The sequence below is a fragment of the Mycobacterium sp. genome, assembly GCF_032162605.1.
Taxonomy (GTDB): domain Bacteria; phylum Actinomycetota; class Actinomycetes; order Mycobacteriales; family Mycobacteriaceae; genus Mycobacterium.
In genome coordinates this window covers 1-16,317 of sequence record NZ_JAVROT010000082.1, presented here as the reverse complement: position 1 = coordinate 16,317, position 16,317 = coordinate 1, and the positions used below count along the sequence as shown (strand labels likewise).

The 16,317-nt window shown below is 59.6% G+C and carries 15 protein-coding genes; 4 read left to right on the top strand and 11 right to left on the bottom strand.

What is annotated here, in order from left to right:
* Positions 1–157: 157 nt before the first annotated feature.
* The 10 genes from QOI01_RS04535 to QOI01_RS04490 all read right to left on the bottom strand — a co-directional run bounded on the left by QOI01_RS04535 (position 158) and on the right by QOI01_RS04490 (position 10,559).
* Positions 158–1,636 (bottom strand): aldehyde dehydrogenase, encoded by a 1,479-nt coding sequence (locus QOI01_RS04535; RefSeq protein WP_526378998.1) that lies wholly within the window; start codon positions 1,634–1,636, stop codon positions 158–160.
* 26 nt (positions 1,637–1,662) lie between these two features.
* A complete protein-coding gene (locus QOI01_RS04530) occupies positions 1,663–2,784 on the bottom strand; it encodes an NDMA-dependent alcohol dehydrogenase (protein WP_526378997.1) in 1,122 nt (373 codons plus the stop codon).
* A gap of 487 nt (positions 2,785–3,271) precedes the next feature.
* Entirely contained in the window at positions 3,272–4,348 is a 1,077-nt protein-coding gene (locus tag QOI01_RS04525) for an ABC transporter ATP-binding protein (RefSeq protein ID WP_526378996.1), read from the bottom strand.
* A complete protein-coding gene (locus QOI01_RS04520) occupies positions 4,345–5,169 on the bottom strand; it encodes an ABC transporter permease (RefSeq protein WP_526378995.1) in 825 nt (274 codons plus the stop codon). Before QOI01_RS04520 ends, QOI01_RS04525 begins: the two co-directional genes overlap by 4 nt.
* Positions 5,159–6,049, bottom strand: coding sequence for an ABC transporter permease (locus QOI01_RS04515; RefSeq protein ID WP_526378994.1), 891 nt, complete (start codon positions 6,047–6,049; stop codon positions 5,159–5,161). The genes QOI01_RS04520 and QOI01_RS04515 overlap by 11 nt, the downstream gene beginning before the upstream one ends.
* 10 nt (positions 6,050–6,059) lie before the next feature.
* Entirely contained in the window at positions 6,060–7,244 is a 1,185-nt protein-coding gene (locus tag QOI01_RS04510; protein ID WP_526378993.1) for an ABC transporter substrate-binding protein, read from the bottom strand.
* Positions 7,241–7,912 (bottom strand): flavin reductase family protein, encoded by a 672-nt coding sequence (locus tag QOI01_RS04505; RefSeq protein ID WP_526378992.1) that lies wholly within the window; start codon positions 7,910–7,912, stop codon positions 7,241–7,243. The genes QOI01_RS04510 and QOI01_RS04505 overlap by 4 nt, the downstream gene beginning before the upstream one ends.
* Positions 7,909–8,715 carry an HpcH/HpaI aldolase family protein gene (locus QOI01_RS04500; protein WP_526378990.1) on the bottom strand — a complete coding sequence of 269 codons (807 nt, stop codon included), beginning with the start codon at positions 8,713–8,715 and terminating at the stop codon, positions 7,909–7,911. Before QOI01_RS04500 ends, QOI01_RS04505 begins: the two co-directional genes overlap by 4 nt.
* A complete protein-coding gene (locus tag QOI01_RS04495; protein WP_526378988.1) occupies positions 8,712–9,623 on the bottom strand; it encodes a cupin domain-containing protein in 912 nt (303 codons plus the stop codon). The genes QOI01_RS04500 and QOI01_RS04495 overlap by 4 nt, the downstream gene beginning before the upstream one ends.
* Before the next feature lie 9 nt (positions 9,624–9,632).
* A complete protein-coding gene (locus tag QOI01_RS04490) occupies positions 9,633–10,559 on the bottom strand; it encodes a DUF6282 family protein (protein WP_526378986.1) in 927 nt (308 codons plus the stop codon).
* Between the two features lie 240 nt (positions 10,560–10,799).
* Between QOI01_RS04490 and QOI01_RS04485 the strand changes: the two genes are divergently transcribed.
* From QOI01_RS04485 to QOI01_RS04470, 4 genes are all read left to right on the top strand, one after another.
* Positions 10,800–12,266: an aromatic amino acid lyase gene (locus tag QOI01_RS04485; RefSeq protein WP_526378984.1), complete on the top strand. Its 1,467-nt coding sequence runs from the start codon at positions 10,800–10,802 to the stop codon at positions 12,264–12,266.
* Between the two features lie 247 nt (positions 12,267–12,513).
* The gene (locus tag QOI01_RS04480) at positions 12,514–13,299 is read left to right on the top strand and encodes an IclR family transcriptional regulator (protein WP_526378982.1); all 786 of its coding nucleotides are present in this window, start codon (positions 12,514–12,516) and stop codon (positions 13,297–13,299) included.
* Positions 13,300–13,446: 147 nt separating this feature from the next.
* The gene (locus tag QOI01_RS04475; RefSeq protein ID WP_526378980.1) at positions 13,447–14,238 is read left to right on the top strand and encodes a CoA transferase subunit A; all 792 of its coding nucleotides are present in this window, start codon (positions 13,447–13,449) and stop codon (positions 14,236–14,238) included.
* On the top strand, positions 14,235–14,891 hold the full coding sequence (locus QOI01_RS04470) for a 3-oxoacid CoA-transferase subunit B (RefSeq protein ID WP_526378978.1): 657 nt from the start codon (positions 14,235–14,237) through the stop codon (positions 14,889–14,891). The genes QOI01_RS04475 and QOI01_RS04470 overlap by 4 nt, the downstream gene beginning before the upstream one ends.
* A 551-nt stretch (positions 14,892–15,442) precedes the next feature.
* Here QOI01_RS04470 and QOI01_RS04465 read toward each other — a convergent pair.
* A partial coding sequence (locus tag QOI01_RS04465; protein ID WP_526378976.1) for a CaiB/BaiF CoA transferase family protein occupies positions 15,443–16,317 on the bottom strand: 875 nt, incomplete at its 5' end.

The window sequence follows — 16,317 nt, the reverse complement described above, 5'->3', positions numbered from 1 at the left end:
CACGCCTCGCGTTGCTCACTTTTTTCGCGAACCTCGGTTGAAGGGGCATCACCCCTGTCAACCCCGCCGGTTCCGCCGGCGCTCTGCACCGGCCATTTGGTACCTGGTTTGGTGATGACGCTGGTGGAGGCCCAGCGTCGTCACCACCAAGTTCGAGTCAGTCGCGGTACCTGTGCGGCGGGCCGTCAAGAATCACCACTTTGCTTTCGAGATACGCGGCGACACCTTCTCGCACACCCTCGCGGCCGATTCCGGATTGCTTGAATCCACCAAAGCCAAGCCCAAAATCTATCCGGTAGGCATTATGTCCAACGGTGCCCGAGCGCAACCGCCCAGCCACTTTCCGCGCGTGGTCTACATCCTTTGTGAAAACTGACGCATTCAGACCGTACGGACTGTCGTTGGCCATGCGAATTGCATGGTCTTCATCATCAGCTGCGATCACGGTAAGGACGGGCCCGAAAATCTCTTCACGACCGATTGTGGAAGCGTTGTCGACATTTGCGAACACCGTCGGTTCAACAAAGAAGCCGCGGTCGAGATCCTTCGGTCGACCACCGCCAGTCACAAGGGTGGCACCCTCTGCAATTCCTCGCTGTATGTAACCCTCGACGCGCTTCCGTTGCTGGGCCGACACCAACGGCCCAATGTCGGTAGACGGGTCAAACGCATCACCCACGCGCTTGCTCGAAAACTTGGATGCCAACGCGTCCACAAACTCGTCGTGACGACTGCGTGGAACTATCAACCGTGTCAGCGACGCACATACCTGACCGGCAAGTCGGCACTCAGCCGCAGCGATCGAAGACGCAGCCCCCTCCATGTCGGCATCACCGAGGATTACCGCCGCCGATTTCCCTCCTAATTCGAGGGTGAATCGGCCGATGCGTTCTCCCATGATGGAGCCTATTCTGCGTCCGGTCGCCGTTGACCCGGTGAACGAGATCTTCTCCACCCGGGGATCACGTACTAGGACCTCGGAGGCTTCCCGCTGAGCAGTGATTACATTGAGAACGCCGGGGGGCAGTCCGACGGCTTCTGCTGCTTCGGCGAGTAAATATCCCGCTCCGGGGGCCTCAGGGGAACCCTTCAGCACGACAGTGCATCCCGCCATGAGCGCCGGTGCCATCTTGTGCAAGGCGGCTGTGATTGGGCTATTCCAGGGGATGATCGCACCCACGACGCCGACCGGCTCGCGAACGATCAGCCCGAACTCGCCGCCATTGGTCGGATTGGCGGGCTCTTCCCAAGCGTAGTCGACATCCAGGGAGGCATAACGTTCCAGAATGCCCGCGCCGAGTTCGCCTCCGCCGCAGGCTATTCTGAACAGTTCACCGGACTCGCGTGGCCAAATCTCTGACAATGCATCCGATCTCTTGCGCAACTCCACGGCCATCGAGCGCAGGTAATCACCGCGCTGCTGATGGCCGAGCCTAGGCCAGGGTCCCTCATCGAACGCAGAGCGGGCCGCGGCTATGGCGTGCTCCACATCGGCCGGAAGAGCCTCCGCGATACTCAGGAACAGGCCTTCGGTGTTTGAATCGATCACATCGATGCGGGCGTCCGAAGATGAATCCACCCAGGTCCCATTGATAAACAACTTCTCGGGGTGTTGAATCACAGATGTAGATACCATTTTAGCTCTCATTTCATTAATCTTGGTCAGTCGAACAGGATTACTCCGCGTATATTCCGTCCAGCGTGCATATCCTCGTAGCCGAGGGCGACTTCGTCGAGACTGTAAGTGCGCGTGATGAGTTCATCCAGCTTCAGTTGACCCGAACGATACATCTGAATTTGGCGGGGCACGTCCGCCACGGGGTTACATTCCCCGAATATTGTTCCTTGGATACGCTTCTGCATGAGAGTCAATTCGCGCGGATTAACGGGTATCCCAGCGATGTCGTTCGATGCAGATAGGCCGGTGACTACAACGGTGCCAGCTTTTCGAATGATACGAACAGCTGCCGCGATGTGCTCGCCAGTTACGTGCCCGATCGCGACCACGGCAGAGTCAGCGCCTTGACCATCCGTCAAGGACTTCACAAGATCATCGACGTCACTGATCGACCCGAAGGCATGTGTCGCACCAAGACGCAACGCCGTCTCACGCTTGAACTCGATCGGATCTACGGCCACCACCGCCGTAGCGCCAGCGTGCACGGCGCCTTGAACTGCGTTGATTCCGATACCGCCGACGCCTATGACGACGACTACGTCCCCTGGTGATGCTGACCCTGCGTAGACGGCCGACCCCCAGCCCGTGCTGACAGCGCAACCGAGCAAACACATCTTTTCCAGAGGAAGATCGTTGTCCACCTTGATTGCGGAATGGGCTGAGAGGGTGGTGTATTCCGCGAATGCGCCCACACCGCACAGTTGACCGACCGGCTGGCCGTCAAGGTTAAACCGGAAACTGCCTGGGTCGTCGGGGCGGGATCCGGTGACGCTGTAGCGACCGAGGTTGCAGAGGTAACTCTTGCCTTCGGCACACCAGCGGCATCGACCGCAACTCGGGACGAACGAGAAGATGACGTGATCGCCGACCCGCCAGCCCGGTGTGTCCGCGCCGACTGCGTCGACTATCCCAGCCCCTTCATGTCCAGCGACCATTGGGTAGTGATCCAAGGTTGACCATCCCGATTGGAGATGGTCGTCAGAATGACAGAGCCCACTGGCCACGAGTTTCACCCGCAGTTCGCCTGGCCGCGGATCGTCCACATCGATGGTGACAACTTCGAACTTCGACGAGGGTTCGCGAACGATTGCAGCTTGAGTTTTCAACAGAGTCCTTCCGGGCAGGGTCCAGCACCCCGATAGGTTCGGGGTAGTGACGTAATATTTGGGTGGTTCAGAGAATGACGGCTATGCGGATCGAGGGCTTCGTGCGATCAAGCAGAAGTGCACTCATCCCAATGGGGTTGATTCTTTCGTTGCCGCCTCGGCTAGATCGCGCACCGCGCATGCGGTGAAGACATGCCAATCCTTCTTGCCATGACTATCGGTGACCTTCGGTCGACGTTTGCGGTCGTGGCATCTGTCGTCGCATGCGGTAACGAAAGATGTTTGACACGAGACTGATTCACGTCGATCAACCGATCGAGCCGCGGGCCAGCTGGCTTCCGGTAGCCGCGCGACTGATTTGGATGCTTGATGAGGACGGCGTCGGAACGCTGCGCCTGCTGGCGGCGTGATCGCGATCCGTAAACAGTTTGATATGCGACCCTAGTTTCCTCCTATTGATGGTGTGCTATGTGATGTGGTCGGGTCGTCACCCGACGATTGCGTGAGTGCGCTCTTCAGATCCAACGGTCGTGCTTGGGTCATCGACGAGACTGTGCCGCAACGGATCCCACCCGGCGACCACCGAATCTCCGGGAGTTAGCGTCAAAGGCGTACCGCTAACCTGCATCGCCGAACCGGCGCTGTCATCAGCGAAGTGCAATCCGATGCGATGGTGGTTGCCGACGTAGAGGATGTCGGTGACGACCGCGGGCCGTTGTAGCCATCCCGAGCGGATGGCGTTCGGGTTGGTAACTAGGTCGAGGAGCTCTGGTCGAACGATTGCCAACTGGCCGTCTTGCACGCCGGAGAACACATTGGATTCGCCCAGAAACTCGGCGACGAACAGTGTCGCTGGGCGTTCGTAGAGCTCGATAGGTGTTCCGACTTGCTCGATCCTGCCCTCGTTGAACACAGAGATTCGATCTGACAGGGACAGAGCTTCCTCTTGGTCGTGCGTTACGAAGACGAACGTCATACCCAATTCGCTGTGCATCCTGGCGATCTCGCGCTGCAATTGGTCGCGCAGCTTCTTGTCCAATGCGCCCAGTGGTTCATCTAGCAGCAACGCCCGCGGTTGATAGACCACCGCGCGGGCAACCGCCACACGCTGTTGTTGACCGCCTGAGAGCTGTTTGGGCAGCCGATCGGAATAGCCCTCCAAGTGCACAAGTTCAAGCGCTGCGTGCACTTTCGCCTTGATCTCGGCACGCGGAAGTCCGCGTTGCTGCAACGGATACGCAATGTTGCGCGCGACGCTCATATGGGGGAATAGCGCATACTGCTGAAACACCACGCCAAGATCACGCTTATGCGGCTTGAGGCGCGTGATGTCCCGCCCGTCGATGTGGATTGTGCCCCCGGTCGGTGAGACGAACCCGGCGATCATCGACAGCACCGTGGTCTTGCCGGAACCACTGGGTCCGAGGAACGTCATGAATTCCCCGGGGGCTATCTCTAGGGAGACGTCGGCGACCGCCGGTTTCGGCATCCCCGCGTAGGTCTTGCTGACGTTGGCGATCCGAATCCCGTGACTGTAATTGCTGGAGCCTGCTAGGTGGTTCACACGGCACTCCGTCGACTTCGTGATAATTGTGGAAGAAGCAGGATGATGGTGGTAACAACGATGATCAGACTTGATGCCGCCGCGATGGTCGGGTCGATCTCGAGGGTGATGGCGTTGTACATCTGAACCGGCAGGGTGCGCGTATCCGGGGTTTGCAAGAACAGCGCAATCACCACCTCGTCGAAAGAGGTAACGAAGGCGAACACGAATCCCGACAGCACTCCCGGCGCCAGTAAGGGCACGGTGATCCTCCAGAAGGTCGTCAAATTCGACGCGCCGAGGCTGGCAGACGCGACGTCCATGGTCTGGTCATATCCGACGAGGCTGGTCGCAACCGTCGTCACCACGAACGGCACCGCCAACACCGTGTGAGCGAGCACGAACTCGAGAACCGTGCTGTTGAGTTGCCAGCGTAGGAATACCGCATACACCGCGACTGCGACCACGATGCCGGGCACGATCATCGGCGCCATGATGAGGGCTCGGAGCGAACCGCGGCCAAAAAACCGCGACCGGTCTAGGCCGAGGGCCGCGGCGACACCGATCATGGTGGCGATAAGCGCGACTAGGAGACTGATCTTCAGCGAGGTGGCGAGCGAGCTCATCCATGCGCCCGATCCGAAAAACTCTTTATACCAACGCAGGGACCAGCTCTTAGGGGGGAACTCAAACGTCAGGCCACCGGAGAAACTCGTCGGGATAACGACCAGCGTCGGGGCCAGCAATATCGCGGCGACCAGGGCCACGACGATCCGTAGCCCCCAACCCGGCCCGCCTTCCCGGCGAGTTCGCACGGCGCGCTGCAACGGCTCACCAGCCACGATCCACCGCCTGACTCATTGAGGCGGTAGGCCGCGCGATCCGGCTCACCGCAAACAACACCAGCAATGTCACTGCCAACAAGACTGCGGACAGCGCGCCGGCGCCACCAAAGTCCAGCAACGTCGTCACGTGCGTCGCGATCAACTGTGAGATCAATGACTGCTGTGGTGACCCGAGAAGTGCCGGGGTGATGTAGAAGCCCAGGACCATCGTAAATACCAGAGAGAAGCCTGACACCACGCCAGGGATCGACAGCGGGAGATAAATCTGGATGAAGGCCCGCCACCGGGGGGCGCCCAAGCTGGTGCCAGCGTCTAGGAGTCGACGGTCGATCCCTTGCATTCCGCTGTGCAGCGGCAAGACCATGTACGGCAACATCACCTGAATCATTGCGATTGTCACTCCGGCCACCGTCCCAAGCAGCACGACATCATGCACTCCGATCGCGTCGAATAACCGATTGATGGGACCGCCGCGCTGTAAGACCATGTACCAAGCGAAGTTTCGGGCCATCAGGGAGGTCCAGAACGGCAGCAGGACCAACACCGTCAGAAGGTTGCGGGTCCGCGCGCTGACCACCGTCATTGCGAAGGCGTAGGGGTAGGCGAGTATCAGAGTTCCTACGGCGACGATCAGCGAAGTGCGCAGTGTTCGGAGCAACACGGTGCCCGACACACCGTCGTGCAGCAAGGCCAAGTAGTTCTCGAAACCCATGCTGGGATCGGTGAAACTGCGCCATAAAATAATCAGCAAGGGGTACAGGAAAAACACGAGTAGGAATGCAGTTACAGGCAACAGCAGCCACATCGGCGCCGCGCGCCGTGCCTTGTGGCCATTCCCCGTCGAGATGGCCGCGACCGCAACAGTGGAACTTCTCACCGCCACGCTCCTATCCAGCCATCCACGCGGCGTACTGCTTGGTGACCGCATCTAGATTCTTGGCCCACCAGCTGACGTCGCTCACCACGACGCCATCCTTACGTCCGGGAAGGTTCGGGTTCAGCGCGTCCTGCGTCTCGTCGAGACTCGGTTTGGCGTCGCTATTTGAGGGCAACACGCTGGCCAGCTCCGTGAATTTCGCCGACTGCGCCGGCTCCGCCGTGAACGTAATGAACTTCAGGGCCTCGTCCACGTGCGGCGATCCCTTGGGAATTACTAGCGAGTCGGAGGAAAGAATCGTTTTATCCCACACCGGCTTGAACGTCGCCCCAGCTTTGATGGCGGACTCGGCGCGTGCGGTAACTATCAGCGCCATGTCGACCTGATCCCCCACCATCGCTTGCTGCATCTGGCTGTTGGTCGCGGCGAAGGTGGTATCTGCCTTTATCCCGTCCAATTTCTTTAGAGCCCGGTTGACGTCCAGGGGATACAAGCCTTCGACGGGTACACCATCAGCTAACAAAGCATCCTCCAGCGGGCCGGTGTCTATATCAGGCGGCAGCAGCCGCCCACCGGGGAACTTGGCGGTGTCGAAGAAATCTGCGATCTTTGTTGGAGGGTTATCCCCGTATTTCTTGGTGTTGTACATAAAGGTAAGCCCATAGAAAAAAGCGGGCACTCCGCAATCGGTGACCGTACCTGGCGGAAACTTCGTGGTGTCGACTTGGGACAGATCGAGTTTGGTTACATACGTTCCGCAATTCTGCGCCGCAAACGACGAGCCGAGATCTACGACGTCCCACGATACTTTTCCTGCCTCCACCATTGTTTTGAGTTTGGCGGGGTCACTCGGTCCGTCGTTTCGAAATTCAGAGCCGGTCGCGGCTGAGAAAGGTTTCTGCCACGCCGTTTCGAGATTTTCTTGCAGCGGGCCGCCGTAAGAGACGAATGTCAGTGGCCCGGCCTTGTTGCTGCCCGATCCGCCGCTACTGCCGCAGGCAGCCAGCAGCACGACGGATCCGGTGAGGGCGGCCGCGATTGTGATGCGTCCACGACGCTTGGCCTGGCCAGGGCTTGGTGAGGCTTGCGAGCAGTCGTGGGGTGCTCCGAGCGGACCGTCATCGTCATGATTTCTCAAACACAGCATATGTGGGCCTTCCTTGAGTATGCGATTTGCTCTCTTTGACTGACTCACGATGTAGATCCATCGAGATTGGCTAATATGGAGGTCAATCCCGAGACGCTATTCGCACCTGACGCCTGCGGTATCGGTATCGGCTTCAAAGTCTCGACCGTATTTACCCGCGAATACGATGGACCAGCGACCCGGGCTACTGGATCGAGCCGCCTGGTGTCGATCTTACCGTTCACATAAAGATCATTTCGGATATGGAACCTTAGAATCTTGCCCGTCGTAAACTCCGACCCCGCATCGCCATACTTTACGACTTGGTCGAAGGCGCATTCCATGCTGATCGGTGAGTCAGACAGCCGTGGCGGTTTAACCATCTCGCTCGCCGACAGTCTTAATCCGAGCTCATTCGCCTCACTGACGTCCGGCGCATAGTCTTCCGAGCTTTGGTGGACAGAACTGCGCATATTCCACGTTGGAATGTTGACGACAAACTCGCCGGTCGCGTGAATGTTGCTACTCGTATCCTTGCGCTTTCCCGCGCGCAAACCGATGTTTATCCCGATCATTGGAGGTCGGTTAGAGACGAGCGTGAAGGCACTGAACGGGGCGAGGTTGACAACACCAGCAGTCGATAGCGTCGTCACCCAGGCTATTGGCCTTGGAACGACGATCCCTGTGAGCAATCGGTATGCGGACGGTGCATTCAGATCGCGTGCATCAATAATCACAAGACCCCTTTGCTGGTTGCATCGGATAACCGTTGCGTTTTGGCGAAGCTGGACCCCAGGTCCTGAAGTTTCGCAACACTTCCCTGCGCGGTCTTTGCTAGCAGCGAAGCGTCATTGCCGCAGACGATGAAGTCGTATCCGATGTGGACGGCGGATGCAGCGTCACGCAAGTTGCACGCCGTGCCAATCGGTATGTTTGCTGCTCGCGCTGCCTGCCGAACCAGCTCCAACATTTCCGCAGTAGACGGCCCCTCTGGATCTCGCGTGCGGTCGAGGCCGAGATCAGCTGGTCCAAGCATGATTGACCCGACACCGGGCGTGCGGAGGATGTCCTCTATATTTTGAGCGCCCTGCGAACTTTCGATTTGCGGGATGCACAGCCGCGTGTCATTGAGGTACTGATCACGTTGGCGAAGTCCCCATTGGCCAGCCCTCGACGTGCCTCCGGAGCCACGCGTGCCAACCGGGGGGAACGTACAGGATTGGGCTATTCGCAACGCGTCGTTCGCGGTGTCGACATGGGGGGCTACGACGCCAAAGGCGCCAGCGTCCAGAACGCGTTGGATCAGCGGCCCAGCAGAGTCCGGAATGCGGACCAGCATCTGTAAGCCGAGTCCCGAACCGACGACGATATGTTGGTAGACGGTCTGCGTGTCAAACAGCGTGTGCTCCATGTCAATGACGCAGAAATCGAACCCCGCCGCGGCCATGATCTCGGTGGACTCAATGGTGGACAGTTTTACCCAGACCCCGAAGGCGGGCCCTTTGCGACCGTCCCTAGTCGCCAGTATCGACGGAATCATTGCGGGTCCCAGGCCTGTGCGGTCGGATAGTCGTCCGCGTTGAGCACCCAGCCGTCCTTCGATGAGAAATCGCTTCGGGGTCCGGCAAAGACGTCGAGCAGTTGGTTTCGTCCCGGCCCGATAGCTTCGGAGGTGTGGATGGTCGGGGGCGGGATGATGATGAGCGAGGGGCTGCCGAGGCGAATATGTTCATCCTGCCTCCAGTCGCGACGATCCTTCGTCCACGGTGTGCGGATGTGGTGGACGTACTCGCCGGAGTCTGCGTAGCTCAATTGCTCGAAGTCGTCATGGTGATGTGGCGAGAGTGACGAGGGGTCTCGCGGACCCAGCCGGGCGTACAAGAAATTGACCATTGCGTGCCGGTTCCGGTAGATCCTCCCCATCCTGTTCGGCGATGACGGGATCTGATCCAGCGCGGTATATACGTGCAGTTTGCTCACTTTGGGCGCAGGCCATGGTGCGGACTTGGCCACGTGGGGTGCACCGCTCACGTAGAAACTATTGTTCCGGCAGCTGTCCGCAAGGTCTGCTGCGGACGGCGGAAACAGCTGAAGAACCCTGCCATCGCTTTTGGCGGTGATCTCACTGTCTCCTGGCGGAATAATTATGATGGAGCGACCTGTAACCGCCACGGTCTGATCTCCCGCACGGGCGTCGAGTGATTGGGTGTCACTCAGCATCACAAGCATGTGCTCGTCGGCATCGCCTACTCGGACGAGGTGGTCGCCGGCCTTCAGGTCAGTCAGGACGAAGACAATATTCTTCGCCCGTAACCGCCACGTCGAGCTTCCTGCGTTGCTGACAGTGTCCGGTTCGATGCAAGTGAAGTCGAAGTACTGGGGGCGGCCGACGTCAATGTGCTGTTCGCGACCGCCGTCAACCTTCGTCGTGCCAGTGTGGGATGTCACGTCGTCTCCTTAGCGAGTGGATTCGGCCTGTGCCGTTAGAAGCTCTGGCCGTTCCGCGTCTAAACCCAAGAGGAAGCCCGGGTTGCGGCAGGAGACCTGCCGCAGTTCATGGGGCTCGAGGCCAGCATTTAGCAGTTCAGTTCCAACCCGCATGAACGCGTCAACGGGCATCGGCCGGCCTTTCTGCCCGAGATCTGAAGCCAGGACGGTATTTTCAGGTCCCACCGTGCGGATCCAGTCGAGGAGGATGGTCGGGTCCCACTTTCGGAAACCGAGCGGGTCGTACATTCCGACCTCATGCTCAACGAATACTCCGAGCTCTGTCAGTTGCCGACATTCGTCCGAATTGGCATCGATCACGAAGTTTGGGTGGCTGATCACCATGCGTCGTACGCCGCGATTCTTGGCGATCTCGAAGACGGCTTTGGCATCCCTTATCGACAGGTGCCCGGCCGAAAGCAGTGCATCGCTTTCGACAATCAGATCTATTACCTCGTACACCTCATCGACGATGTTGTCCCGCGCATCTCGGACGTCGACGATTCGGTTTGGGATCTCGACTAGCGATTCGGGGAAGCCGTGGTGATCGTGCTCGCAATGCTGGCGGCTGGAGAATGTCGGGAACCAAACCGCCCGACCGCCCATGCGAAGGCTCATCGCGACGACATACGGGTTGATGCCGCCGACTTGTGCATTGAGGGCCACACCGCCATAGGCGTGGGTCTTGCAATCCGCCAGTTCGCGACTCATCGCGAGAAGGTCCATGACGGTGTTGTGGTGGTGTGATTTCACCAAGATCGCACGCATGTTGAGCCGCTCAGCATCCTTTGCTGCCTCTACGTGGTCGAACTCCCTCGAGAACGGGTTTGGGCCTGAATGGCAGTGCAAATCCACCGTCCCGTCGAGGATCTCGGCGATGGGTGCATGTGTGGCCACAAAAGCCTCCTAAAGGGCTAGACGTCTGGGCGTGACTCAGATTACGAAGTCAGTCTGATGTTCGTACATCAAGGTGTCAAGTCGTCTAGTGAACATATTTGGGCACTTTTTGGCCCCAGAGTGGTCTATCTGTGCGTTCAATGGGATACTCTGTGCGTCAGATGAACACATTGAGCGCTCCGAGACTCACCGCCATGACGGAGGCGCAGCACTGCCCGAGAAGGCGTTGGAAAGGCCGACATGCCGAACATTGTCAAGATCACCGGCACCCAGCTGACGGCGGCCGACGTTGTGGCGATCGCGCGATCGCGCGCCGACGTCGAACTTGCGCCTGATGTCGAGCGTCGGATGTCTACTTCGCGGCAAATCGTGGACGACGCCGTTGAGCGGGGCGAGCGTGTCTACGGTTTGACCACCAGCGTTGGAGCGAAGACCGGGGTCGCTCTACGACAGGACCAACTAGCCGAATTCAATCGCCGAATCCTCCTCACCCACAGTGTGGGGCACGGTCCCCTGGCCAGCGAAGAGTCGGTGCGCGCGACTATGGCGATCCTGCTCAACGCTATGGCCAGCGGGTACTTAGGCGTTCGGCCCGTGCTGGCTCAGCGCCTTGTCAATGCAATCAATCGCCGCCAGACGGTCCCGGTGCATGAGTGGGGATCGATGGGGCAGAGCGATATGTCTTCGATGTCGGACCTCGCGTTGGGCCTGTTCGCGGGCCTGGACCTGATGCCAGGAGAGGGACTCGCGCTGATCAACTCGAGCGCCTTCTGTACTGCTATGTCCACGCTGGCGCTCGCTGACCTCACCGCGCTACTGGATTCCTTCACGTTGGTCAGCGCGTTGAGCATGGAGGGCTACGCTGCCAATCCCTCCATTGTCACCGACGCGGCGCTCACCTCACGGCCATTCCGCGGTGTGCAGTTACACGGCGAACGTTTGCGTCGATACCTCCAAGGCAGCTATCTGTGGGCAGCCGACGGTCCGCGCCACATGCAGGACTCACTTTGCTTCCGTTCTATCCCCCTCATTCACGGGACGGCAGCAGACGGCCTCGCTTATGCAAATGAGCAATTAGCCGTTGAAGTCAATGCGGCACAATGCAATCCGATCGTCTCACTGAGCGATCGGGCACTGGTGGCGGTAGCCAACTTTGACATGGTCTCGCTCACCATGGCGCTCGACATCGCGCGACTGGCCTTCGCACCCGTCGTGACGAGCTCAACTGAGCGACTCTCGAAAATGGTCGATTCCTTCTGGTCAGGCCTCGCCGGGGGTCTCATTGAGGAGGACGGCGTTGGTGCGACCGGCTTTAACGGTGTTGCGTTGTTTCATAAGTCGATTACTTCCGAGGCAAGACTGCTGACTGTGCCGCTTGTCGGCGAACTCGCCAGTTCGAGTCATTCCAACGGAAACATGGATCGAGCGAGCATGGCTGCGCTCGGCGCCCGTCGCGCAGCCGAACTGGCTCGGCTCGGCACCTCCATCGTTGCCATGGAGTTGCTCACGGCGGCGCAGGCCGTCGAGCTGCGCGGGCGGACTCCGCTCGGGGAGGCCACGAAGAAGCTGCACGATATCGTCCGGCAACTCGTTCCGTTCTCGCAGGCGGGTCAGACGCCACCACACGTCGGCCCCCTACTGCAACTAGTGGGCGCCGGCCTTAAGGGCCTTACTAGATGCGGTGATGACGCCGCAGTAAGCCCGTAGGGGCTACGTTCTGGCTCGGTTTACGTTGGTCCCCGCAGAAGTCTTAAGAGTAAACACGTAGGAGGCATTGTTGCAGAACGGTCTGATTACACCGCGTACACGCTCCACAAACGTGCGGCCGACTAACCAGCGTCCCAAGCGGAAGCTCGCCGAGCGATTCAAGAAATTCAAGCCCCTCAACCGTTACTTGTATGATGCTCGCAACGACAGTTGCTCATTTCAACTCATAGAGACAGTGTAAGGATCCATGGCATCGCCAACAACGAGTGCAGACAGTTCGAGCAGCGATATCCGTGCAGTCAGCCGCGCGGCGGACGTGCTCGGCCTTTTTGGCGCGGAAACGCAGGAACTCACCGCTGCTGAAGTTGGAGAGAAGATCGGACTCAACCGCACGACCGCATACCGATATTGCAATTCACTAATGTCTGCTGGGCTCCTGGAGCGAGGAACACAGCCTGCTAGTTTTATCCCGGGTAGTGCACTGTTGAGGCTCGGAGCATTCGCTCTCGGACGACGCCGGGTGATGGACCGTGCCGCACCCCATATGAGGCAGGTTGCGGACGCCACTTTCGCGACGTCAGTCCTCAGCCTCTGGACTCCCACCGGTCCGGTCGTCAGCCGGGTGGAGGAAAAGGAAGTTGAAGGCGCGCTAGTGACGGTCAGGGTTGGCACGCAACTCTCTCTGATCAGCGCTCAGGGACTTACCTTCTTGGCGTTCTCGCCAGATCAACTAAGCGTGGCCCGGCTACTCGCCATGTTGCCTGAGTACGAACGCGACCGAGTCGAAAAGCAAGTGGAGACGACGAGGCGCGATGGCTATCGATTCAATACCTCGCGGCGAGGCATAACCGCAATCGCAGCCCCCATATTTGATGAATTCGGATGCTGCGCAACAATGGCCATCATTGGCACAGCTGAAATGCTTCCAACTTCGTCGAGCATAATCCTGAACGAACTTACCTCGGGTTCGGCTGAATTATCCGCCGAGATGGGTGGCGGATCTTTTTGCAACAGCATCAATTATAAGGTTTAGATTGTTTCTCGATACGAGAAGACCTCAGTAGACCCAAATCATGTCCGGCTGTCCGACACGGTCACACCCATAGCCAGTTCGCTGTGGGATACCGAGAAATCAACCGCCGTCGAAGCCCGCCGTAATCGAACTTCTCAAGGAGCTTCAATGGCTTTGAACAAGGTTGTCGAGTCGTCGGCGGAAGCGGTTGCCGACATCACTGACGGCGCGAGTCTGGCAGTCGGGGGCTTCGGACTGGCCGGTATTCCACGGGTTCTCATCCATGCCCTCTTGGAGCAAGGTGCCAGCAATCTAACGATTGTCAGCAACAACTGCGGAGTCGATGGGGGCGGGCTCGGACTGCTACTGGAGGCGCGCAAGATCACCCGCGTGATCGCGTCCTACGTTGGCGACAACAGAGAGTTCGCGCGCCAGTACTTAACCGGTGAGCTGACGGTGGAATTGACGCCGCAGGGCACGCTCGCCGAGCGACTACGCGCCGGGGGGGCCGGGATCGGCGCATTCTTCACCCCGACCGGCGCCGGTACCCTTGTCGCTGACGGCGGTCTGCCTTGGCGTTACAACGCGGACGGGACGGTCGCGCTCGCCTCACCACCCAAGGAAATACGCAACTTCGGCTCACACCAAATGCTGCTCGAAGAATCGATCGTCACCGATTACGCGCTAATCCGCGCAGCCGTCGCCGACCACAAAGGGAACTGCGTCTTCCACGCGGCTGCAAGGAATTTCAACCCGCCGGCAGCCATGGCTGGTCGCCTTACCATCGTCGAAGCGGAGAAGGTGGTGGAGGTCGGGGTGCTTCACCCCGACCAGATTCAGCTTCCCGGCATCTTCGTCCAACGCGTTGTCGAGCTGACGCCGCTACAGGCGTCGCACAAGGGGATCGAGAAGCGAACGACACGACCGCGCCCGACACAGTCACTACAGGAGCTGTCATGAGTTGGACCCACGCTCAGATGGCCGCCCGGGCCGCGATCGAACTCCGTGACGGCGATTACGTCAACCTTGGAATCGGTCTGCCGACACTAATTCCGAACTACCTACCGGAGGACTCAGATGTCACGCTGCATGCCGAGAACGGAATCCTTGGAGTCGGCCCGTTCCCCTACGACGACGAGGTAGACCCCGATTTGGTGAATGCGGGCAAGCAGACAGTGTCGGTGCTCGCTGGAGCCTCGTACTTCGATTCCGCTACCAGTTTCGCCATGATCCGCGGCGGACACGTCGATGTTGCGGTCCTTGGCGGCATGCAAGTCGCAGCCAACGGAGACCTGGCTAATTGGATGGTTCCAGGTTCCGTGATTAAGGGTATGGGCGGCGCGATGGACCTAGTCAACGGCGCCGGACGCGTGATCGTGTTGATGGACCATGTGTCCAAAGCTGGCGCTGCAAAACTTGTTGTCAGCTGCGACCTGCCGCTGACGGGCAAGGCCGTGGTGAATCGGGTCATCACCGACCTGGGGGTCTTCGACGTGACCGGTGCGGAGTTCACTGCCGTACAACTCGCCGACGGCGTCGACTTCGACGAGGTAGTGGCCAAGACTGCCGCTCCTGTGCACGTAATCGGTGACCCGCAGATACGTACCGCCTGACCGCGCGGCACTGTCGGTCCTGTCATTGATCACGGCTCCATTGTCGCCTGCTCGCGCGCAAGGAGCTGTACGTCACCTGCGCGCAGTCGGCCTTCGCGCACCGTTACGACCCGCTGCTCGACGAAGGCTGACGACCGTGGGCCAGCTGAACGTCAACCGGCCGACCTACATAGTGCAGCCGACGACTACACCGAATTGGCCTCTGCCACAGCAGAATTTCCGCCCCAGGCGCTTGCCAAGATCCAACGCATCGCCGCTACGCACGGCCCGATGGGATTTCCCACCGCTGTTCGATCCCCGCGGGGATGGCCGCACGTGAGCCAGCCGTGCAGGTCAAGGCAGCCCAATTCGGCAACTACGCCGACAACTTCACCGGCCCCGCCGCCGCCTACCTCGACCATGACCGCGAAGCCGCGGCCATTTTCGACTCGATCGTGTTCCCGCGAGCCCACGTCGACCCCAAACCGCCACCGAATCAACCGACGCCGCCGGTCCGACCCGGCTGTCGCGCAATCCGTTCGCCAGGCCGTTGCTGCCCGGCTCGCGGTTGCTCACCCGGGGTACGTGAACACGCTGGGTTGAACGCCACCATCGCGCTGTGTGCCCACTGCACCCCCACGATGCAGCTCCGAAATCTGAGCGGCGGTATACCCGAGCGAGGTGAGTACTTCGACGCCATGCTCACCCAAGAATGGGGCGCGTTGTGCCGCCGGGCCCGGCGTCCGGGTGAACTTCATCGGTCGTCCCACGACTGCGAGCGGTTTCGGGACGCCGGGATGTTCCACCTCGACGATCATGTTTCTGGCAGAGACGTGCTGATCATGAAAAAGGTCGGCTGCGTCGTGTATGGGACCGACCGCCACATGTCCGCCAAGGACGTCAAGGATCTGTGTGATAGTTCTGCTTCGGGTCCACTCGGACAGAAGATTTCGAACATTCTCCGCGTGCCGCACTCGCGCGGCGTTGGTGGCGTAACGCTCGTCGGCGCTCAACTCGGGTCTACCGATCAACCTGCACAACAGATCCCACTGATGGTCGCGAGGAGCCGCGATCGTCACGAAACCGTCCGCTGCGGGGAACACGTCGAACGGGCAGAACTGAGGATTGCCGTTGCCCTGTGGTTTCGGCACTATACCGATGTACGAATGTTGATAGATGACCCGTTCACACAACGCAACGACCGAGTCGTACATCGACACGTCGACGAACTGGCCTTCGCCAGTCCTCTCCGCATGCCGTAGCGCAGCGAGCACGGCCACCGCGGTGAGGATGCCAGGGAATACGTCACCAACACCTGGTCCCACCTTCGTCGGATGATCGACATCGGGACCTGTAATCCCCATCAACCCGCCCATCGCCTGCGCAACCACGTCGTACGCGGGCCACGTCGAATACGGACTTTCTCCGGTCCGTGGGTCACCGAAAC